This window comes from Alphaproteobacteria bacterium 33-17, from assembly GCA_001897445.1.
Classification (GTDB): Bacteria; Pseudomonadota; Alphaproteobacteria; order Rickettsiales; family 33-17; genus 33-17.
On record MKSX01000010.1, the window covers coordinates 37,698 to 59,844 of the forward strand.

Below are 22,147 nucleotides of genomic sequence, written 5' to 3' on the forward strand. Positions count from 1 at the left end.
CAAGATCAAAATTTTAGATAATAGATTAAAATATTTATATTATAGGTCACCATGGATATTGAAATTATTGGCTATATAAGTGCAGGTCTGGCACTATTAATATACATTTGGTACGTAATACTTGTTAAAAGAAGGAATACTACTTTAAATGCCTTAAGCGGCATTGATGTTCAGTTAAAAAGACGACACGATTTAATACCAAACCTAGTTGCGATAGCTTCCAAAACTATGGAATTTGAGCAAAAAATTCTTACCGATATTACTAGTATCAGAGCAGAGGCAATTCAAAAGTATAATCAAAAAGATGCAAATGATGTAACTAAGCATTTTCGAATAGAAAAGGAGCTTGCAGGAAAATTATCAAATTTTATTGTTAATGCTGAAAACTATCCATCTATAAAATCTGATACTGCAATGCTTGAAATTCAGTCTAGCCTTCAGGATATTGAAGAGAACTTATCTGCAGCAAGGCGTTTTTATAACTCAGCCATCATGGAATTTAATAATGCTGTTGAGATTTTTCCAGGTAATCTAATTGCTAAATTATTCGGGTTTAAATCAATGCCATTTTTTGAAACAGAAAATAAAGATAATTTAGATATTAACAATATTTTGAAAAAATAATTTATGGAAAATGGTGCTATAAACTTTGAAAACATTTACACAAAGCATATAGCACCAACAATAGAAGAAATAGAAGTCAAACGCCAAAAACTACTGAAAGCTAAATATATAGGAATAATAGTTATTTGGTTAGCAATAGTACCAATTTCATATGCTATACTGATAAAACTTCAGGCAGGTTATAATGCACCATTCATAGGAATTTTTTCCCATTTCGCATACATAACTTTTATTAAAAGCTTGTATCAGTTCGATATAAAAGAAAAATTATTTGCCAAAATTTCATTAGTTTTACCTGACATACAGTATAATCATCAGTATAATGCCGACCCTGATTTTATCCGAAATTTAGAAATTACTCCTGAGTTTGATTACATGTTTTCTTCCGATACAATATCTGGAAAACATGCAAACCAAAAATTTCAGTTCTTTAAACTTAATTTACAAACTTCAAATCAAAAAAGTACGGTCAATGTTTTCAAAGGCTATATGCTTAAAGTAGATTTAAAAAAAGAGCTGTATGCGACAACTATTATAAAATCTAAAGTCATGTTCCAGATGAATTTGGAGATTTTTTCTGGTAAACAAGAGGTAGTTTTAGAAGACCCAAAGTTTAGCAAATACTTTAAAGTTACTTCTACAGATCAGCTGGAGGCTAGAAAACTTTTAACAGCAAAACTAATGGAAAGGCTGAATAACTTATCAACAATACTTCAAACCCAAAGCTCGCTTTCTAATAAGTTTCAGGGCAATGTATTAGAATATTTGCAGGCTAAAGCTCAGAAATTATTTGAACCTGTTGTAAAAGCTGGAAGATTTAGCTGCGTGTTTTATAAAAATGAAATGATAATGTTAATACCCACAGATTATGAGTTTTTTGAATATAAAAACTTAAGCATTCCCGCAGATAAAACTATGTATGATACATTTATAAAAGATATTCAGTGTATATACAGCATTATAGATTTACTGCCTTAGATAATCAATTAAAGCAATCTAACGCCTGAATCAAAGCATCCATAGTAGTTGCGCAGGAGGTTGTAGTTTTGTTACCGCACTGATTGGTTGAAAAACCTGCAGTATCTTTAAACGCACAAACATTGTCCTTATCAGCGTTTAATCCTTTTGTTGCATTGATAAGCTGCTGTTTATTCTTGAAATATACTATATCGTCAAAGTTAACGGCAGGATCATCTGATAATATTTGGTTTCGCGCTAAAAATGTAGCGTTTACTGCCAAATTCGCACCCGCCATTGATAGATGAGCATTTTCTTGCTCATCAGAGTTAATACTACTACCAACTTTAGATACAATTCTTGCAGCACCACCATTAGAGGCAAAAGCACCATGACCATTTTTCCCGTGGCTAACAATAACTACCACAGCATTATTCATAATTGTAGAGCTGGCATTACCCTGAACAGTAATACCGGCTGACACACCACAAAAGTCAGTATTAAAATTCCTTGCTGCACATCCCGCTGTTGCAGCATCACAATTACAATCCTGGATAATAGCATAGCTAAACCTTCTACCCCAGGCATCAAAGGCCAATTCATCTGGTAAATTTAAGGTTCTTACAGGAATAATACCCCAGCTCATACTACCACTACTAAAGTTTGCAGCGCACTGATAGTTAAGCCCTCCCCTTAGCGCATCGCCAAAAGCCGCATTGTTTGTAGCGATTGTACCGTTCGCAGGGCATGGGATGGAACCATTATCAAGCAAATATGCCCCAAGTGCCTTATCAATAATTTCGATTTTTTCTTTAGTTTCTAGTAACTTATCAGCATCGGTTTTTTGTGTAGCAAATGCTAAAACCACTCCTAAAGCAACAGATATAATAATCATTACAATCGATAATTCTACTAAGCTGAATGCCTTTAATTTTACCTTGTTATACATCTTTTTCTCACAAGTTCAGAAAATGTTAGCATATATACATTACAATCAGCCGAAGAATTAATTGTACCTGTTGCCGCATTTGCCGTACCAAAACAAAGCAAGTTTAGCGGGTTAGTCTGATTAGAGTTGCTAAGCGCAGTATAAGCATTATTACAGGAATTACCTGATAGGGTTACACCCAGGCTAAATAACACCTGAGTTTTAGTTTTATAACGCACTACATCATCGAAAGTTGTTGAGTTATTTGGTATATTAAGCACAAAAACCTCGTCGTAACCGCCACTTGTATGCGCATTTTCTACTTTCTTTGCATCAGCACCCGCAGAAGCTCTTGTACCGCTTCTGTTATAACCGCCTGCCCCGCTAGGACCATGACTTACTATGGCATATGCAGCTCCATTTGTAACATATACTGCACCGCCGGGATTGGTAAAACGCTTTATCTTAATAACACCAGATTCCTGTGAATCAATTGCTGGCAAAGTAGTGTTATTTGATAGCCCTCTTGAGACAACTAAATCAAATTTATTTCCCCACCCGTCTAAAATAATTTCTTTTGGAAGAAGAAGCGACTGCACAGGGACACTTCCCATTACAATATTAGCATCCGTAAATGCTGGGGTTACAGCTGGCAAGTTTGCCGTGACGTTTACAGTTTGAGTTCCAGTGCAGGTAGTACCTGAAAAATTTTCTATTCCGTACGTTGAGCTATTTGCGCTTGTATCAATGTTAAGGGCTGCATTCCCAGGGCAAGGTAAGCGTTTATTTAGCCCCACAAAAGCTACAATTGCCTCTTCAATCATTTTCATTTTTGCCTGAGTTTGTTCATACCTGTACGAATCTGTTTGTGAAATACCTGCTGATATGGCAGAAGATGATATTATGCCGATGATTGTTAAAACTATTGCTAACTCTGTTAAACTAAAAGCTTTATTTGCCATTTATCTCTTGACTATAAGTTCAAACATGAAAATATCAAATTATAATTAATTTTTCAAACATTATATGATAATTGTGTATTTTTTGATATTTATGCTAGGTGGTTGCCTTGGTAGCTTCATAACGCTGGTTACCTATAGGCTCCCCAGAAACGAGGATATAGTTTTTAAACCCTCACAATGCCCTAAATGTCATAAATCACTAGGAATTCTGCAGTTATTTCCAATAATAAGCTTCTTGTGGCAAAAGGGAAAATGCCATAACTGCAAAACAAAAATATCCATAAGATACCCAATAACTGAGGTTATTTGTGGAATTATAGCAGCAATATTGTTCTATAAATATCACAGTAATTTCAGCTTAAATTATATTATTGAGCTTGCTATATATTTAAGTTTATTTGCAATGATTATCACCGACCTTGAAAATCTAATTGTTCCAGATGAAATAATGATCTTTCTATTTATAATATGCTCTATATATAATTACCTTAATTTTAGTGACTTTATTTTTAACTACTCTTCATCAGTTATACTTGCCAGCTTATTATTCTTTACAGGCATAATAGTCAGCAAAATTAAAAAACGTGACTCTTTAGGCTTTGCCGATGTTAAATTTGTTGCAAGCATAGGATGCCTGTTACCATTACACTCTTTACCAGCCTATTTATTTATTAGCGGTATCGTAGGAGTTGTAACCAGCTTAATTTCACAAAAACTTACTGATAAAGAAGAATTTCCTTTTATCCCTGCGCTTGCTTTTTCTTTTATAATATGTTTTAATAATATTAATATATTAACATTTTAAGTGTTTTAATTGTGCCAAATATCCAGAATTTTTACAGAATTATTGCTTTAATTAGCACTATTTCTCTTGGGGTTACCAGTTGCAACCCCCTTGTGCAGCACAATATTAGAAACCGATACTCTGGCACTAAGATCGATGATGACTTAGGATTAAGTAAAAGTCAGGTAGACGGTTATTTTAGCAGATACAATCAAGATAAGTTTGTAAACAATGAGCATCAAAACATCGATGACATAGAACCAATTATTGCAGAACCCCTAAAACCAAGCCTTAAAAAGGATAAGCTTGTAACTTTATCAATAAGTAACGATGTAGATGTTAAAGATGTTCTCATAGAACTTGCACGACTTGCAGAAATTGATATAGAAATTGATCCAGGCGTTAAAGGCGGTATTATATTGAAAGTAACAGACAAACCCTTAACAGAAGTAATAGACAGGGTTTCTGAGCTTGCAAGCCTTAGATATTCAATTAATGGTAATGTTTTAAGGGTAGAAGTAGATACTCCATACTCTGAGTCTTACCCTGTAGATTTTATAAATTTAGTTAGAAGTAATAAGTCATCGTATAAAGTAAATGTAGGACTTGATGGTTCGGGTGGTGGAAGTGGTGGTGGAAGCTCTTCTATCGGTAGCGGATCACTTACAGAAATTACATCTGAGCAAAAAGATGATCTTTGGGGTACTATTACGCTCGATATCAAACAAATGATTGAATCTACTACTTATCCCGCATCAAATATAACGCCTTATGTCACTATTAACCAACGGGCAGGTATCATAACAGTTGTAACAAATGCCAGAGTTCATCAGCGTATACGTAATTATTTGTCAAAAGTTAAAAGTAATATATCCGCACAAGCTTTAATTGAAGCTAAAATTGTAGAAGTCTCACTGAGTGATGAATATCGCACAGGTATTAACTGGAATATGATAGATAGAACTGGTGCTAAAATTGGTGCGAATGTATCATTTAACCCTATAGGAGAATTCACTGCAAACGCTGGTGACTTTACTCTTGGCGTTCTTAACGGACTAGGAATAAGTCAAACTAAAAGATTTAATTCAAATTCATCTGATACGCTTATATCTGCTGTTCAGCTTATGGAAACATTTGGCGCAACCAGAACACTTTCAAGTCCAAGGCTTCATGCTATGAACAATCAGCAAGCCGTATTATCATTTGCACAGAATTTCGTATACTTTAAACTCAATATTGATCAAACTTCTTCTACTACCAGCAGCTCATCGAGTGCTGTAACAGATACTAAAGTTACCTCTGATCTTAAAACTGTACCTATTGGACTTATTCTTTCAATTCAGCCTACAATAAACGTTGAAACAAATGAAATTACTATGGCTGTAAGACCAACAATTTCAAGAATAGTAAACCGCGTAAAAGATCCAGCAATTGTATATGCTTTAGAAAGCACAGGTATTACAAATCAGGATTTAACAAGTGAGGTTCCTGTTGTTGAAGTAAAAGAGCTTGACTCAATTGTTAAAATGAAAAGCGGCAATATCATGGTTATTGGCGGTATGATGGAAGAAAGGTCAAATAATAATGAAAGCGGCATACCACTTGCAAAAGAAATTCCTTTTTTTGGCAATCTGTTTAAGTCAAATGGTAAAATTAAAAACACTATTCAGACTATAGTATTTTTAAAAGCAACTATTCTTCCAGGTGGTTCAAATTATACGCCTGCTGATAAAGATTTCTATAATACCTTTACAAATGACCCCAATGCATTACAATTGAAATAAATTTTTAAATTGTAATACAAGATGCTAGCACTACTTAAATTTTTTGCTCTATCGGTTAAGCGTGATAGATTATTGATTTCATTATTTTTGCTAATCTTTATTAGTTCTGCTTTTTCAATATTTTTTGGTGGCAATGCTATAGCAGAGCAAACGCAAATGATAGTAGCCTATATTGCTTCCTCAAGCAGAATTATTATCAATCTTGGTATGATAGTTTTTATTATAACGCACATAACAAGGTTATTTTATAATAAAGAAATTGATTTTGTATTATCCAAGCCCATTTCAAGAAAATCTATTATTTGTGCATATACACTTGGTATAAGTTTACTTTCCCTCTTAATAGCCTTAATACCAACAGCATTGCTAATCGCATTTGGTAGTTTAATTCAAAATACTTTTATTTGGTTTATATCTTTTACATTTGAAATTGTCATAACTACAACCTTCGCCTTTTTAACCTCCCTTTTCTTTCGCAGTCAGGTTTCAGCTATCCTTGCCTCTTTTACGTTTTACATAGGCGCTAGAATGATGGGCTTTTTCTATATGTCTGCAAGATATGATTATATCTATACAGGTATTGATTCTCTTTCAAAGTGGCTGCCTCAGAAAATAATGTACATAACTTCTGTAGTTCTTCCGCGCTTCGATCTTTACACCCAAACTAACTGGCTTTTATATGAGATTAAGTCTTACGAAAATATAAAATTCATAGCAGTACAAGCTGTTATGTATATAATAATTCTTCACTTTGCAGCCTTTTATGATATTGAAAAAAAAGAATTTTAATATTAGCCAAATTACAGACAAGGTTAACTTAAACCTAACTGTTTTCTTGATTTTTTTTGGTATTAATTCATTTTATTATTATCTTAATCGCCATAATTTTGCAGAACTTAGCATACAAGAAAGACTGCCGTCTGAAAAAGAAGTGATTTTTAACTCACTTGGTGATAACGAGGCTTATTTCAGGGTTTTAGCCCTTGAGCTTCAGTATATGGGTGATACTTACGGCAGAAGTACACCTCTTAAAGATTATGATTATAAATTATTGTACAACTGGTTTAAACTCCTTGATAAACTTGACAATGAATCTGATTACGTTCCATCACTCGCATCATATTATTATAGCATGACTCCTAGGATAAAAGATATTCAGTACCTGGTAGATTATTTAAAGGAACATTCTCTAGACAGGATTGATACTAAATGGTGGTGGATTTATCAGGCTTCATATTTAGCTTTCCATAAACTTGAAGATCAAAAACAAGGTATTGAAATCGCAGATCATTTAGTAAATGCTAAAGGAGATTTACCTATTTGGGTAAGACAGTTACCAGCCATTTACCATGAAAAAGTTGGCGATAAAGAAGAAGCATTTTTAATTATCAAAAATATTATGGATAATATTGATAATATTTCAGAACATGAATTAAACTTTATGAATATATTCCTGAAGGACAGATTAAAGATCATCGAAAACAATAATTAGAAATTATAAATTTTGAATTCGCACTACATTTATATCTACTTCGGATTTTAGTCTAAAGTCACTTCTATAAAATAACCTGCTTAAACCACAACTTAATGCCGATGAAACATGTTTTATAATTTGTGGTTTTGGCGCGCTATTTGCTACATTTTCATATTTATATGAAAAATACGCATGATTTATTATACTAAATATTGCATAAGTTATCACGCACTGAATATTTAATCTGCCTGGCCAATATTTATATGATATCGCAAACTCTAAAACAAATAGTGACCAATCAGCTATTTTACCGAAAATTTTAGTCTTATTTTTTAAATGCTCATTAGGTAAATCATTTTTATCTGATGGAATTATATAGTCAGTAAGCCACTTATCGTTTTTGAGAATATCACTGCTATTAAGTAACAAGGTTTTTACAGATTTTGAAATCTCATTACTATTTCCTTTATGTACAAAAATTTTAAAATAATTATTTTTTTCTTCTACTGGTAAATTTATATTTGCAAAAGCCTCAATGTATATAGGCTTAGGTTTTTTCATCAATTCACTTAGGAGCAGGAGCAGCTCAATATTATTATCTATTTCATTTTTATCGGTTTGAAGTTTATTAAATATATACGACAAATTTTGTGCTGTTATTGAGACTGAACCTATTTTCTCAGCCAGCTTCTCTGTTGTCAGCTTATTTTGTAGGTAAAGCTCTAATATTTTATCAATAGCTTTTTTAGAAGAAGATTTATCAAGAAGCAGTAATATTCTATCATCAATTATACTATAAATTTCCAAGGTATTTGCCTGAGGATTTTTATCATTTGCCCACACAGTTAGGAAATTTAGCAATATATCATCATTAAAGCTTCTCAAAACCTCTAATATATTCTCTACATTGATTTGTAATATTTCTTGTGCAAGTTCTAAGTATGAATGATTATTTGATTTAGCTAAAAACTTTAAAATTACATTATTATCATCATTACAGTATTCTTTTAAAAGCTTTCTGATTCTTGCATTATATACTGGTAAATAAGATATTTCACCTCTGTCATATCTACCAAACATATTCTTAATATCCGCATCTGAAAAACGTGATAAAATATTTGAAACTAGTAAATTATTTTGAAGAGATTCCATTATATCAACTAAGGGAAAGATATATCTACTATCCCTATTATTATTAAAATGATCGAAAATATTTATACTATGACTGAACAACAACTCTCTAAATTGATGTAAATTTTCATAAATATTTTGATGGCAATTTTTATTATGGATAAGTTTTATAAGATGTATCGCTAACTCTTTTTTAAAATCAGCATCGCGATCAATAAATAACTGAATATTTTCAGTATTATCATTTACCATAATATAAAGACTTAGGTCTAGAGCCTTAACCCTGTAATCGTTACCTGTAGAAATTAAGGCTTTATATATATCTTGTTTCAAATCAACACCAAAGTCGTTAAAATGCCTGAATAAAATACCTATCCATGCATTATTTTCTGGCGATTTAGATATATCAAATTCAGATAAAATATTATTCATCATATTATCAACTGAAACTTCTACACCAAAATGCTTAGAAGCCAGATCTTTGTATAAAAATAAACTTTGAAAGTTGTGATCATTATTTTGTAGTCCATTAATTGTATTTTTAATACTTTCTGTCTTTGGACTGGCAAATAATGACTCTACAAAGTTACCAAATACTTTCATTCTCGGAAAATATGTAATCAAACGTGTATGATAATAATATCTATTAAGTGGCGTATACCAATTAGGATGTGTTTCATCATTATTATGATGAATTCTTAAATTATAATCCCCAATACTTGCTATATTGTGTATATTTAAAAAATGGTAGATTGGATGATAATCATGATTGCTAAATTCTAATGCTTTGACAGTTTTATCATCAAGCGTTTTATGTTGTATGAGCCAATCAAAAAATATCAGTGTTTTATCAGTATATGATATACCATTTAAATCACCATCTTTTACCTTAAGATAATAATAATTGTTTTGATAGTAATCAGGTAACTTACTTACCAATATAGATAATCGAAACTTGGTAAAAATAAAATATTCTAATGAAATATATGAATTATTAACATAATTTTCAATGCTTTCTCTGCTGCTTAAATCCACAGGTGAGAAATAATGAATCAGCATTGATAATTTTATAAAATGATGCTTTAGAATATCAAGGTTTTTAATATCTTCACTAACATTTATAAGGTCAGCTGTGAATTTATTTACATAATATGTCTTCTGTATTTCAGAAAAATTATAAAAATTTCTTTCAATATACTTAATTGTTTTATTTAATTTCAAAGCAAGCTCTTGATGAGAGATGTTTTGTTTTAAATAATCTACATTTAACTCTGGAATGTATAGTGATATAAAAGTTTGACTTTTATCATTATCAAAAAGACTAATGTTTTGTTCAAAAAAACTCTGAGTATTTTCGAGGGTCTTCTCATATTTATTGCAATCCAAGCTTTTAAGAACTTTCATTAAAATATATAAGTTAGCTCTTACTTTTTCCTGATTACAAAAATATCTGGAATAATCAATAATATCATTTAGTTTAAATTCAATGAAATTGCCGCTTGTAATAGCCGCAATAATAGTATCAAAATCGCCAATATAATTTAAAATCTGCTCAAACTTATTAGAATTACTGTATATGCCTAAAAAAACTCATATTCTGTTAGCAGCTCAAAGCACTTTAAAGAAAAATTTGCAGAACTTTTATTAAATACTTTTTGTATTAAATTATCGTCATCAAGCTGAGCAACAAGCACACCTAAAGTTTCAGCACATTCATATAATTCCTCATCACCTTCGAGTGCTTCAATATGTTCAATAAGTAAGTTAGCAAAACGTAATTTATTTTGAATACTCACATTATTGGTACTGTATAACCTATAAAGTACTATTACATTGTTAATATTATAACTGTCAGCGTTAAGTAAGGTCTCAAGTTCTAATCTGGGATTGAATAAATGGTCGTTTTCACTAAGTTTAGTATAGTATTCACGAATAGATGCGAGCATTTGTTTGCCTGTTACAAACTGTTATAAATTTCTAAAATGATTAAATACTAATGATGGCTATGACCATTTTTTGCTATTTTGCTATAAATTCTGTTAAGTTTTTTAACAGATGTTACCCACATAATTAAAATTAGATATACAATAACCATTACGCTAAATGTCATTCCGGCAATAAGAGCTGTTTGGAAGAAAATAAGCAGAATAGATTGTATCAACGCAGCTGTTGTATCTGAAAGTCTCATGCCAACAACGTCTACTGCCGCTTTACCTTTAGTTTTAATTTCTTCATCGGCAGCAATAAATGCCATCTCTTTTGTAGGGTCGAATAATCCATATTTAGATGCCTTCATGAGTATTATCTGGCACATACCAAGACCTACAATAAACTGCGTAGCATTAACATGAAAAATAGATTGAGCATATGGCTCAATACTGTCTTTAAAGATTAAACTTAAAAAGAAAAACACACTCGTCATAATAACAACAATTGGTGTTGTTATTGCAGCAGCATACCAGCTAAATTTCCTGAGAATATGGCTACCAAACATCATAATAACAATAGATGCATACCCCATATACTGAGTAAACGAACCCATAAACTTAGCATAATTATTTTGTTCAGGGTAAAGTTGTCTAATATTAGCCTTCCACTGAACCTCAATCATATTATTGATCATTCCATAAGCTAAAACCATACCGAAAATATATAACAAGTATTTGGAACTTAAAATAATCTTAAGGCTTTTAAATACTGATAAATTTGTTTTAGGTGCAGTTTTAGAATTATCGACTTCTAAAAGCTTATTTGAAATAAAATATGTTGTCATATTAAGTAATATCATGAAAACAATAATTGCCAGGTTAAATTCAATAACATTTTCAGTATATTTGGCACTTACCTTAATTACTGAACCTGCCATTACCAAAGCAAAATTACCAAGTAATGCAAGAGTTGGGTAAATTCTTTTTGCTTCTTCTGAAGAGGTTACTTTATTGGCAAACTGCCAGAAACTAAGTACTGTTACAATTGGACCCCATAGTTCAACGACTACAGCAAAAATGGCATATGTCCATTTTCCATAAAGCTTTAACCACCATTTAAGTTTAGGATATGTAGCAATTAACATATCAATGTTATCAGGATCTGGATGAAGAATATGAGTATTGGGATAAACAAAAAGTAAGAATACTGAAAAAATCACTAAAAACATTAGCTTAATAAAATAAAATATCCTATCGCTTGGAATAATATTAGTAAGCTTTGTATATGCAAGGGTAAATAAAACAGCGCAAGGAAGCACCAAATATAAATCGATAAAACTTAAAGCTTCAGCACCAATATTTGGAACAATTATAGTATCTTTAAGAGATCTTAAAGTGGCATGTATATATAAAATACCAAACATTAGGATGCTAAGTAAGCAAAATTTACCAAGCTCTTTCTTTTTAACTGGGAAAACAAACTCAATAATAGATAAAAGTCGACTGTTATTCATTGGTTTTATTCATAAAATTAATAAAATGATAATTAAATTCTGCACCGAATATCAGTGTTATATTATTAATATAGAAAAAAAGCAATGTAATAATTATACCCTCTAATCCACCATATATCAGATTAACCTGTGTAAAGTTCTGAATATAAAGAGAAAGCAGCTTACTTGAGAGTGACCAAGAAATTGTCACTATTAATGATCCTGGTATAACCTGCATTAAAGTTTGCTTTTTATTGGGTATAAAGTAGTAAAGTGCTGATATTGCAATAAAAATTATAATAAATAAGCCAAAGTTTCTAAAGAAATATATGGTTGGTATAATTATAGGCTGAATTTTAAAGTATTCTGCAAACTTAAATAAAAATGGCGGAATAATAATAAGAAGCGCCATAATTAATAAAACACATGCGGTAAACGCCAGGAATTGTAGGATTGAAAGCATTCTACGAAGTAAATATGCAGGAGGAGTATTAACTCTATAAGATCTGTTAAAAAATGTTCTTAACCCCTCAAAAGATGATGATGCAGTCCATATAGCACCTAAAATAGCAATAGTCATAATGCTTTCAGGGGGTCCTGATATTATCTCATTAATTCTTGGTAGTAGAAAATTTTGTACATGGTCTGGAGCATTATCTACGAAACTTCTAATAAATTCTTTAGATACTTCTAACTCTCCAACCATACCAGCAAGCGATATAAGAAGCACCATAAATGGGAAAATCGCTAATATGGTTATAAATGCCATGTAGCCAGCATGCTCAATTCCATCATTATTCACAAAATCACTAATTGATTTAGCAAAAAGAGTTGGGATTTTTTTAAAAATCAGTCTAAGCACCTATATTAATCCTTTTGGTAAATTTAGTTGTTCTTTATTTACGATAATTCTATGTAATTTATAGATTAATTCAAAATTAGCAATATGGTTTCCAAGTTTATCAGATATAATTTTAAGCGCGACAAGCCCTTCTACCGTGTCTGACGGCTCTGGGTTCTCTTCAAAATTATAACCAAACCTAAAATTTCTGGAGGTTTTACCGCCGCATGTTAAAAACAAGTCACCTATTCCTGCTGGTTCAAAAATTGTAGCTGCTTTTCCATCATATTTTTCCAGCAATTTTTGTAGCTCTAAAGTAGCTTTGGTTAGATATGCCGCCATAGTATTTTCGCTATTATACTTTTTAGAAATATAACCTGCCCCAATAGCATAAATATTTTTAAGCGCCCCTAAAAGCTGAGTACCTATAATATCGTCTGTATATTTTAAGAGGAATGTATCTGTAGAAAACTTACTTGCAATTTGCTCAAATTCTTTATGTTTTGACGCCAAACTTGTTACAGTTGGTAATTTTTTTGCCACCTCTAAAGCAAAATTAGGACCACTAAGAACTGCAATTTTACTATTTGGTAAAATTTGACTAGCCAGGTCACTGTAAAATCCTAAATTTGATTTAGCAAATCCCTTAGAGCATAACACAATATTTTGAGGATTAAACGGCTTAATTTGCTGTAAAATATCTTCTAAAGCACTTGAAGGAACAGCTATAAAAACAATTTCAGAAACTTTTATAGCATGCTCTAAATCACTTGTAATATCAATGTTTTCAGGCAGTTTTATTTCAGGAAGATATTTTGAGTTACAACTAGTATGCTTCATATTATCTGCATATTCTTTATCCCTATGCCAAAGCATAACTTTTTGCTTTTCTGCAAAAGAAATACTTAAAGCCGTCCCCCATGATCCTGCGCCTAAAACTGCAATCATCTATGCTTTCTCGATATATATATTAGCTTTCATTTCGCCAAGCTTATACTCTTTAGCATTGTCGTGCATTATAAAACTTACTTTGCTAAGTGTCTGAGTTTCAATGTAACCTAAATGCTTTTCTATAGCTTTTTTGTACTCATCAGAGCATTCAGCAAATACGCTGGCATTATCAGTAATATTTAAATTTATATCTTTTCTGATCTGCTGAATTATCCTGATAAAGTCACGAGTTATACCTTCTTCAAATAATTCTTCGGTAATATTTAAGTCCATAATAACCACAGCATCTTGCGATGAAAGACTGCTTGAAGATTTATTATCAGTTGGTACTAATGTAAGCTCAAGTTCATCCTTTTCAATTACAAACTCTCCTACCCCTACTCTACCATCTTCTAAAAGCTTCCAGTTTCCTTGCTTAACTTCTTTTGTAATATCTTTCATCTGAGCTGCAAGTCTCTTAGCAAGAACTGGGAAGTTAATTTTTAGATTTTGTGTTGCAAGACCTTCAAAACTATCTGAAAAATCTACATTTTTAACATTAAGTTCGTCTTTGATCAAGTCCACCATGCTTTCAATACCAGGATTTTTACCTGCAAGTTTAATACTTCTAAGTGGCTGACGAATTCTTATGTTATTTGTATTTCTGATAAAGTGACCAGAGTTACAAATATCACGAACTTTATCCATTTGTTTCTCGAGTAAGTCATCAAATGGAATTTGTTTATAATCAGGTAAATCTGTTAAATGCACACTTTCTTCAGCTTTAGACAAATCAAATTTCTGAAGCGTACCATAGATCGCCTCACTTAGAAGCGGAAGCAATGATGCCATAGATTTAACAACTGTTACTAAGCATGTAAATAAAGTATTATAAGCTTCTAATTTATCGCTATCATGCTCACTTTTCCAGAACCTTGGTCTGTTTCTTCTGATGTACCAGTTATTAAGTGTTTCAAAGAAATTTTGTACAGCTATGCATGCTTCAGCAGTATTATAAGAATCCATTGACTCTTCGATTTTTTTAACAGTCGAGTGAAGTTTAGAAATAATGTATTTATCAATAGGATTTTGGCTTTCAAAGCTTAATTTTGGTGATATTTTATCGGCATTTGCATATAGCGTAAAGAAATGCACAGCATTCCATATAGGCTTTATTACTAAACGCTGAACATCCTTAAGCATGTTCCCACTTTTATCAATTAAAAGCTCCTGCCCGCGCATTACAGGCGATGAAAGCATAAGCCATCTGAGCGTATCTGCCCCATATTCCGCAAATATATCCATAGGATCAGCGTAGTTATTCAGTCTCTTAGAAAGCTTTTGACCTTTTTCATCTAAGATAACGCCATGGCATATACAGTTTAAAAATGGTGGTCTGTCAAAAAGAGCAGTAGAAAGAACCATTAACGTATAGAACCAACCCCTTGTTTGAGCTACATATTCTACAATGAAATCGGCTGGTGAGTTTTTCTCAAACCATTCTTTATTTTCAAACGGGTAATGAACTTGTGCATATGGCATTGAACCGCTTTCAAACCAGCAGTCAAATACATCTTCTACACGTACCATCATAGATTTGCCTGTAGGATCATCTGGATTTGGTCTTGTAAGCTCATCAATATAAGGTTTGTGAAGGTCTTTAACTTCTACACCAAAAGCTTCCTGTAATTCTTTGATAGATCCATAAACTTCAATTCTTGGATATTTAGGATCATTTGACATCCATACAGGAATTGGCGTACCCCAGAATCTGTTACGGCTGATCGACCAGTCTCTTGCGTTTTCTAACCAGTTACCAAATACACCGTCTTTAATATGCCCAGGTATCCAGTTAATTTGCTGGTTAAGCTCTACCATACGGTTTTTAAATTTTGTGACTTCTACATACCAGGATGGAACTGCTTTAAAAATTAAAGGAGTATCTGTTCTCCAGCAATGTGGATAGTTATGGATAAACTGCTCAGTTTTAAGCCATAAACCTTTAAGTTTTAATGCTTTTATTACTTCATCAATTGCATCAAATACCTGCATACCTTCAAAATCAGATACCTCGGACGTAAACTTACCGCGATTATCAACTGGGCAAACAAGCTGTATATTTTCTTTTTCGCAAAGTACTTGGTCGTCTTCACCAAAGCCTGGCGCTAAGTGAACTATACCAGTACCATCACCTTCTGTTACAAATTCACCAACTAACACTCTAAATGCATTTTCATGGCTTTTGAAATAGTCAAAAAGTGGCTCATAATTAAAATTTTGCAGATCACTACCAATTACTTTTCCAAGAACTTCAGGATCTTCACCAAGTTCCTTTTTGTATTGAGAAATTGAGCTTGTAGCAATTAAAACGGCTCTGTCGTTATATTTTACAGCCGAATACTCAATTTCACCGCCTACTGCTAATGCAAGGTTAGATGGAAGTGTCCATGGGGTTGTGGTCCATGCTAGAATATATAAATCTTCCTGAATATTTAGTGTAGATGGCTTTTGCTTTAACTTAAACATTACAGTTGCAGATTTATCAGCTCTTTCTCTGTATGAGTTATCAAGCCTAGTTTCAAAGTTTGAAAGTGGCGTTTCACACGCCCATGAGTATGGCATAACGCGCATTGACTGATAAACTAAGCCTTTATCATAAAGCTGCTTAAATGCCCATAAAACTGATTCCATAAACGGAGTGTCCATTGTTTTATAGTCATTTTCAAAGTCTACCCATCTGGCTTGACGGCTTACGTAATTTTCCCATTCCTTGGTATATTTAAGAACTGAAGTACGGCAGTGATTGTTAAATTTATCGATTCCATATTCTATAATATTACCACGACCTGATATACCAAGCTCTTTCTCAGCGCCCATTTCCGCAGGGAGTCCATGACAATCCCAACCAAATCTACGCTCCACTTTAAAACCTTTTTGGGTTTGGTAGCGAGCTACAGTATCTTTTACAAAACCTGTAAGCAAATGCCCATAATGTGGCAGACCATTAGCAAATGGAGGACCATCATAAAAAATATAATCAGTTTTTTTGCCAGCAATATTTTTATCTCTAAAATTTACTGATTTTTCAAATACTTTTAGATTTTTCCAGTAACTTAAAACTTCTAATTCTATGTTATTAAAATTAGGGGATGATGATAAACTTTTATATTCCGTAAACATGATTTTTAGCACTATAAAATTAAATTATTAGCCATATTTTTAAGGCTAATTGGCTTAATTGTCAATATATAGCCTAAGTTAGAGATAAATAAAGCTACTGTATTCATTAATTACTTGAAGTTTTTGAAATTTATATTTATACATGCATATACCCTGATATAACAAAAGGAATAATATGTTAATTCAATTGATTCACTGTGAATCCTTTACGCACTTAAATAGCGAAAATATACAAAAACTTGCTATACAACATGATGAAATGTATCAAGGGTTTAACCTTCACACAAAAATTTTATTTAATGATTCTATTGAACTAATACCAGAATATGTCAAATTTTTAAAATCATTACCTGTAACATATCCTGATTTTCAAAAAATACAGTTATTTTTATATGCATACAACTCAAATACTACAAAAGTTCAAGAAAATTTACAGTACTTACTATCCCAAAATACATTTACTTCACAAGAATTTCAAATTTTAGAAAAATATGATGGCGTTATTAATAAATCCTGTCCAATAACGTATATAAGATCACAACTTGCTTTTCTAAAACTTATTAATAAAAAAGAATATATTACATTTTATGACGGCTTAAGACTGGTAAATATGATAAAGTCTGGAGTTGAATTTACATATGAAAATATTTTTGCAATGCTTAATTTAATAAAACATAGTTACGAAGATTATTTAAAAAATATTCAGAATTCTCCAAGCTATTTTTCATGTAATTCATATTATAATCATTCAATGGAAGAAATATAATTTTTACAAAGAACTTATAATATGTCGGTAAACTTAAGTGAATATTTGACGAATCTACAAATCAGAATGCAGCAGGAAATCATAAATCTTAGCTTGATTTCTGAAGAAAATAATTCATGGCGTGGATTTTCAGAAGCACAACCTCATGAAAATCCTTCACTAAAACTAAACTAGTTTCGCTAACAATTGCTCGATAGAGTCTAAACTTACATTTTGTGTATCACCACCACGTTTTTTAAACTCAACTGCATTGTTTTCTATAGATTTATTACCAATAACTATTTGATAAGGTATTCCTATTAAATCTGCCGTCGCAAGTTTATTACCAGCACTTAAATCACGGTCGTCTATTATAACTTCAATGCCTTTATCTTTCGCGGCATTATAAATTCTTTCCGCAGCTTCCATTACGCCGCCTTCAACTTTCAAAGGCGTTACAATAAGTTTAAACGGAGCAATAGCTTCAGGCCAGATAATACCCTTTTCATCATTAGACGCTTCAATTACTGCTGCAACAACCCTAGATACACCAATGCCATAACATCCCATATAAGGATGAATAAAGTCGCTAAACTTGCCCTGTATTTTAGCATTAAGTACATTTGAATATTTTTGACCTAAATAAAATACATGTCCAACTTCAATACCACGTTTTTCTACAACATTTGCTGGCGCTAGGTTTGCATCATGCTTTTCGTCGGTTGCGGCATAAAAATCCTGATAGTTTGAAAGCGTAATATTATCAAGTTCTAATATTTTTGGATCATAGAAAACGCCACTTTCACCGCTTTCAGCTAAAATGTGGAACTCATGGCTTAAACTTCCACCAATAGCGCCTGTATCCGCTTTTAAAGGAATTGCAGTAACGCCAATACGCCTGAAAATTTGGAAATATGCATTAAATATTTTTTCATATGTTTTAGATGCCGATTCTTCATCTAAATCAAATGAATATGCATCTTTCATCATAAATTCACGGCCGCGCATTAAACCAAAACGTGGGCGAATCTCATCACGGAATTTTGTTTGAATTTGATAAAGAGTAAGCGGTAATTCCTTGTATGACTTTACATTAGTTCTAAATATATCAGTTACTACTTCTTCATGCGTAGGACCATATAACATATCATTGTCATGTCTGTCTTTTATACGTAGCATTTCTTTGCCATATGCGTCATATCTTTCAGATTCCATCCAAAGTGACGCTGGCTGTATTGAAGGCATTAGTATTTCTAAAGCGCCAGTTTTATCCATTTCTTCACGTATAATGTTTTCAACCTTTTTAAGAACCCTAAGTCCAAGCGGAAGCCAGTTATAAATTCCTGAACAAAGTTGCCTGATCATACCACTACGTAGCATAAGCTGATGTGATATAACCTGCGCGTCACTTGGTGTTTCTTTAATTAATGGTGCAAAATACTTAGATAAATACATAATAAGCCAATAGTTAATATATTAATTAATAGAATTATTTTTGAAATTTTTTATAAATTTGGATTGAAACTTCTATAAAGTCAAGATTTTATACTTGAGGACATTTAAATATATATTGAAATAAGCGGTTATGGGAAGCCTATCAAGTACTTATACTTAAATATAAAAGAATACTAAATGCTACCCTGATTGACTGATTTTTATTATCCAAAAAAACTTTTTTTACTGAATTAAACCATCTCAGTTAAAGCTTCAACAACAAGCATTTTTTCTTTATATTCAGGATGATGCTCATGAGTATTTTCTAAATCTTTCTTTTTTTCATCAAGCATTTCTCTAGATATATTAGTTTTATCAAATATCTCTTCAACAACTAAAGTTGCAATACTATCTGATATTTTTGCAAAGCCTGATGTAATAAAATACTGATTAACTTGTTTATCTTGCTGTACAGATACGATTCCTGGATAAAGCAGGGTAATCATGTTTTCATGCCCAGCCATAACCCCCATTTCACCTTCTTTAGTTTTAAAGGATACCACAGCAGTATCCTCAAAACTCATTACTTTTTCAGGTGTTAGTATTTCTACTTTCACTTACGCTACCTCTAAAGATAGTTTTAATGCTTTTTGTTTAGCTTCTTCAATATTGCCAACCATATAGAATGCAGCCTCTGGAAGGTCATCGAATTCACCTTCAACTAAGCCTTTAAAGCCTTTAATAGTATCTTCAAGCGCAACTAACTTACCAGGAGAACCTGTAAATACTTCAGCCACGTGGAACGGCTGAGAAAGGAACCTTTGTATTTTACGAGCCCTTGCTACAATTAATTTATCTTCTTCTGAAAGCTCATCCATACCAAGAATTGCAATGATATCCTGAAGCGATTTATATGTTTGAAGCACTCTTTGTACTTCACGCGCCACATTATAATGCTCTTCACCAATCACCGCTGGATCAAGCATTTGTGATGTACTGTCAAGGGGATCTACCGCAGGATAAATACCAAGCTCTGCAATCTGACGGCTAAGTACTGTTGTAGCATCTAAGTGGGCAAATGATGCGGCAGGCGCAGGATCTGTTAAATCATCGGCAGGTACGTAAATCGCCTGTACAGATGTAATAGAACCTTTCTTAGTTGATGTAATACGCTCTTGCATCGCGCCCATATCTGTAGCAAGTGTAGGCTGATAACCTACAGCAGAAGGAATACGACCTAATAACGCCGATACTTCTGAACCAGCCTGCGTAAACCTAAACACGTTATCTACGAAGAATAATACGTCCTGACCTTCATGGTCACGGAAATTTTCAGCAATTGTAAGACCAGTAAGCGCAACCCTTGCACGCGCCCCAGGAGGCTCATTCATCTGACCGTATACAAGAGCTACTTTTGACTTAGACTGATCTTTGAGGTTAATAACACCTGATTCAATCATTTCGTGATAAAGATCGTTACCCTCACGAGTACGCTCACCAACACCTGCAAATACAGAATATCCACCATGTGCTTTAGCAATATTATTAATAAGTTCCATAATAAGTACGGTCTTACCCACGCCCGCACCACCAAATAAACCTACTTTACCACCTTTGGCATATGGTGCTAATAAATCGATAACTTTGATACCTGTGACTAAAATCTCTTTTTTTGTTGATTGATCCACAAACTTTGGAGCATCTGCGTGAATACCAGCTAATGTTTCAACGTTAAGATCACCCATATCATCAATCGGCTCACCAATTACGTTAATGATCCTGCCAAGAGTAGCTTTACCAACGGGAACTCTGATTTGATCACCAGTATCAGTTACGTCCATGCCACGTCTTAAACCTTCTGTTGCGTCCATGGCAATTGCTCTTACTGAGTTATCACCAATATGCTGAGCAACTTCAAGTACTAGTTTTTTACCATTATGATCACATTCAAGAGCGTTAAGTATCTGAGGTACTTCGCCACTTTCAAATTTCACGTCTACTACTGCCGCAATAATTTGTGTAATTTTACCTACGTTTTTTGACATAATTTTCTCCAATTTATATAGCTTCCGCGCCTGAAATAATTTCTATAAGTTCTTTAGTAATAAGCGCCTGACGAGTTCTGTTATACTCTAATGTTAAGTTAGAAATCATATCACCAGCATTACGAGTTGCATTGTCCATCGCTGTCATCCTTGATCCCTGCTCGCTTGTTGAGTTCTCTAAAAGAACGTGGAATATCTTTGACGCCAGGGCTTTAATAAGTAATTTTTCTAAAATAACTGTTTGATTTGGCTCATATTCAAATGTTGTTTTGTCCTGAGTATCTGTATCCTGTTTAATATCAAAAGGCAGTATCTGGACATTTTTAACTACCTGAGATATTGCAGACTTAAACTCATTGTAAAATATTACAACTTTGTCGTAATTTCCATTCATATAAAGGTCTGTAATCTTTTCTACTATGGCATGCGCTGCTGTATAAGTAATAGGCTTTTTAGTAATACCTTCTTCATGATGGATTACATATTGATTATGTGTTGCCTTAAGCAGTGTACAGGCTTTACTACCAACTAAAACCAGTTCAAATTTTTTACCAACCGCTGTTAGCTCCTGCATATACTTTTTTGCAGATCTTGTAATAGAACTGTTAAAGGCACCACAAAGACCACGGTCAGATGAAGTGATAATAATTAAATATTTTTCATCCTTACCGGATCCTAGTAGCAATTTTTTTAGTTCAGGTGAAATTTCTTCAGAAAAATCACATGCTGCGACCACATTTTTAGTCATCTCATCCAGCGCCTGAAAATAAGGAAGACTTAACTCAAGCTTCTCACGCGCTCTTCTTAGCTTAGCAGCTGAAACCATTTTCATCGCTTTTGTAATTTTTTGCGTTGATTTCACACTTTTAATGCGGTTTTTAAGGACTTTTAAATTTGCCATAATAAA

General features: G+C 32.7%; 19 protein-coding genes. 7 read left to right on the forward strand and 12 right to left on the reverse strand.

Annotation, left to right across the window (positions count from 1 at the left end):
• Nucleotides 1–51: 51 nt before the first annotated feature.
• Both BGO27_07460 and BGO27_07465 read left to right on the forward strand, forming a co-directional pair.
• A complete protein-coding gene (locus BGO27_07460; protein OJV15736.1) occupies nucleotides 52–624 on the forward strand; it encodes a hypothetical protein in 573 nt (190 codons plus the stop codon).
• Nucleotides 625–627: 3 nt separating this feature from the next.
• On the forward strand, nucleotides 628–1,602 hold the full coding sequence (locus tag BGO27_07465) for a hypothetical protein (protein ID OJV15737.1): 975 nt from the start codon (nucleotides 628–630) through the stop codon (nucleotides 1,600–1,602).
• Nucleotides 1,603–1,606: 4 nt separating this feature from the next.
• Here BGO27_07465 and BGO27_07470 read toward each other — a convergent pair whose 3' ends face one another.
• Both BGO27_07470 and BGO27_07475 read right to left on the reverse strand, forming a co-directional pair.
• Nucleotides 1,607–2,530, reverse strand: a complete 924-nt coding sequence (locus BGO27_07470; GenBank protein ID OJV15738.1) for a hypothetical protein — start codon at nucleotides 2,528–2,530, stop codon at nucleotides 1,607–1,609.
• Nucleotides 2,515–3,471: a hypothetical protein gene (locus BGO27_07475; protein OJV15739.1), complete on the reverse strand. Its 957-nt coding sequence runs from the start codon at nucleotides 3,469–3,471 to the stop codon at nucleotides 2,515–2,517. The genes BGO27_07470 and BGO27_07475 overlap by 16 nt, the downstream gene beginning before the upstream one ends.
• Before the next feature lie 235 nt (nucleotides 3,472–3,706).
• On the opposite strand from BGO27_07475, the gene BGO27_07480 reads away from it, so the two are divergent.
• From BGO27_07480 to BGO27_07495, 4 genes are read left to right on the forward strand one after another with little or no spacing between them, the layout of a single operon-like run.
• A complete protein-coding gene (locus BGO27_07480) occupies nucleotides 3,707–4,276 on the forward strand; it encodes a hypothetical protein (GenBank protein OJV15740.1) in 570 nt (189 codons plus the stop codon).
• A gap of 11 nt (nucleotides 4,277–4,287) precedes the next feature.
• Entirely contained in the window at nucleotides 4,288–6,039 is a 1,752-nt protein-coding gene (locus tag BGO27_07485; GenBank protein ID OJV15741.1) for a hypothetical protein, read from the forward strand.
• 21 nt (nucleotides 6,040–6,060) lie between these two features.
• On the forward strand, nucleotides 6,061–6,828 hold the full coding sequence (locus BGO27_07490; GenBank protein ID OJV15742.1) for a hypothetical protein: 768 nt from the start codon (nucleotides 6,061–6,063) through the stop codon (nucleotides 6,826–6,828).
• On the forward strand, nucleotides 6,803–7,531 hold the full coding sequence (locus BGO27_07495; GenBank protein OJV15743.1) for a hypothetical protein: 729 nt from the start codon (nucleotides 6,803–6,805) through the stop codon (nucleotides 7,529–7,531). Before BGO27_07490 ends, BGO27_07495 begins: the two co-directional genes overlap by 26 nt.
• Before the next feature lie 3 nt (nucleotides 7,532–7,534).
• Here BGO27_07495 and BGO27_07500 read toward each other — a convergent pair whose 3' ends face one another.
• The 6 genes from BGO27_07500 to BGO27_07525 all read right to left on the reverse strand — a co-directional run bounded on the left by BGO27_07500 (nucleotide 7,535) and on the right by BGO27_07525 (nucleotide 17,016).
• Nucleotides 7,535–10,048 carry a hypothetical protein gene (locus BGO27_07500; protein OJV15744.1) on the reverse strand — a complete coding sequence of 838 codons (2,514 nt, stop codon included), beginning with the start codon at nucleotides 10,046–10,048 and terminating at the stop codon, nucleotides 7,535–7,537.
• A gap of 176 nt (nucleotides 10,049–10,224) precedes the next feature.
• Complete coding sequence (locus BGO27_07505) at nucleotides 10,225–10,590, reverse strand: hypothetical protein (GenBank protein OJV15745.1); 366 nt, start codon at nucleotides 10,588–10,590, stop codon at nucleotides 10,225–10,227.
• 47 nt (nucleotides 10,591–10,637) lie between these two features.
• Nucleotides 10,638–12,086 carry a hypothetical protein gene (locus BGO27_07510; GenBank protein ID OJV15746.1) on the reverse strand — a complete coding sequence of 483 codons (1,449 nt, stop codon included), beginning with the start codon at nucleotides 12,084–12,086 and terminating at the stop codon, nucleotides 10,638–10,640.
• Nucleotides 12,079–12,918, reverse strand: coding sequence for a hypothetical protein (locus tag BGO27_07515; protein ID OJV15844.1), 840 nt, complete (start codon nucleotides 12,916–12,918; stop codon nucleotides 12,079–12,081). Before BGO27_07515 ends, BGO27_07510 begins: the two co-directional genes overlap by 8 nt.
• Nucleotides 12,919–12,927: 9 nt before the next feature.
• Entirely contained in the window at nucleotides 12,928–13,854 is a 927-nt protein-coding gene (locus BGO27_07520) for a hypothetical protein (protein ID OJV15747.1), read from the reverse strand.
• Complete coding sequence (locus BGO27_07525; GenBank protein ID OJV15748.1) at nucleotides 13,855–17,016, reverse strand: isoleucine--tRNA ligase; 3,162 nt, start codon at nucleotides 17,014–17,016, stop codon at nucleotides 13,855–13,857.
• Between the two features lie 175 nt (nucleotides 17,017–17,191).
• Here BGO27_07525 and BGO27_07530 point away from each other — a divergent pair, with 175 nt between their 5' ends.
• Nucleotides 17,192–17,782, forward strand: coding sequence for a hypothetical protein (locus tag BGO27_07530; protein ID OJV15749.1), 591 nt, complete (start codon nucleotides 17,192–17,194; stop codon nucleotides 17,780–17,782).
• A 165-nt stretch (nucleotides 17,783–17,947) separates the two neighbouring features.
• On the opposite strand, the gene BGO27_07535 is transcribed toward BGO27_07530, so the two are convergent.
• The 4 genes from BGO27_07535 to BGO27_07550 form a co-directional block, all read right to left on the reverse strand.
• Nucleotides 17,948–19,216 (reverse strand): proline--tRNA ligase, encoded by a 1,269-nt coding sequence (locus tag BGO27_07535; protein OJV15750.1) that lies wholly within the window; start codon nucleotides 19,214–19,216, stop codon nucleotides 17,948–17,950.
• 230 nt (nucleotides 19,217–19,446) lie between these two features.
• Complete coding sequence (locus BGO27_07540) at nucleotides 19,447–19,812, reverse strand: hypothetical protein (GenBank protein OJV15751.1); 366 nt, start codon at nucleotides 19,810–19,812, stop codon at nucleotides 19,447–19,449.
• Nucleotides 19,813–21,240, reverse strand: a complete 1,428-nt coding sequence (locus BGO27_07545; protein ID OJV15752.1) for a F0F1 ATP synthase subunit beta — start codon at nucleotides 21,238–21,240, stop codon at nucleotides 19,813–19,815.
• 13 nt (nucleotides 21,241–21,253) lie between these two features.
• Nucleotides 21,254–22,141: a hypothetical protein gene (locus BGO27_07550; GenBank protein ID OJV15753.1), complete on the reverse strand. Its 888-nt coding sequence runs from the start codon at nucleotides 22,139–22,141 to the stop codon at nucleotides 21,254–21,256.
• Between the last annotated feature and the right edge of the window lie 6 nt (nucleotides 22,142–22,147).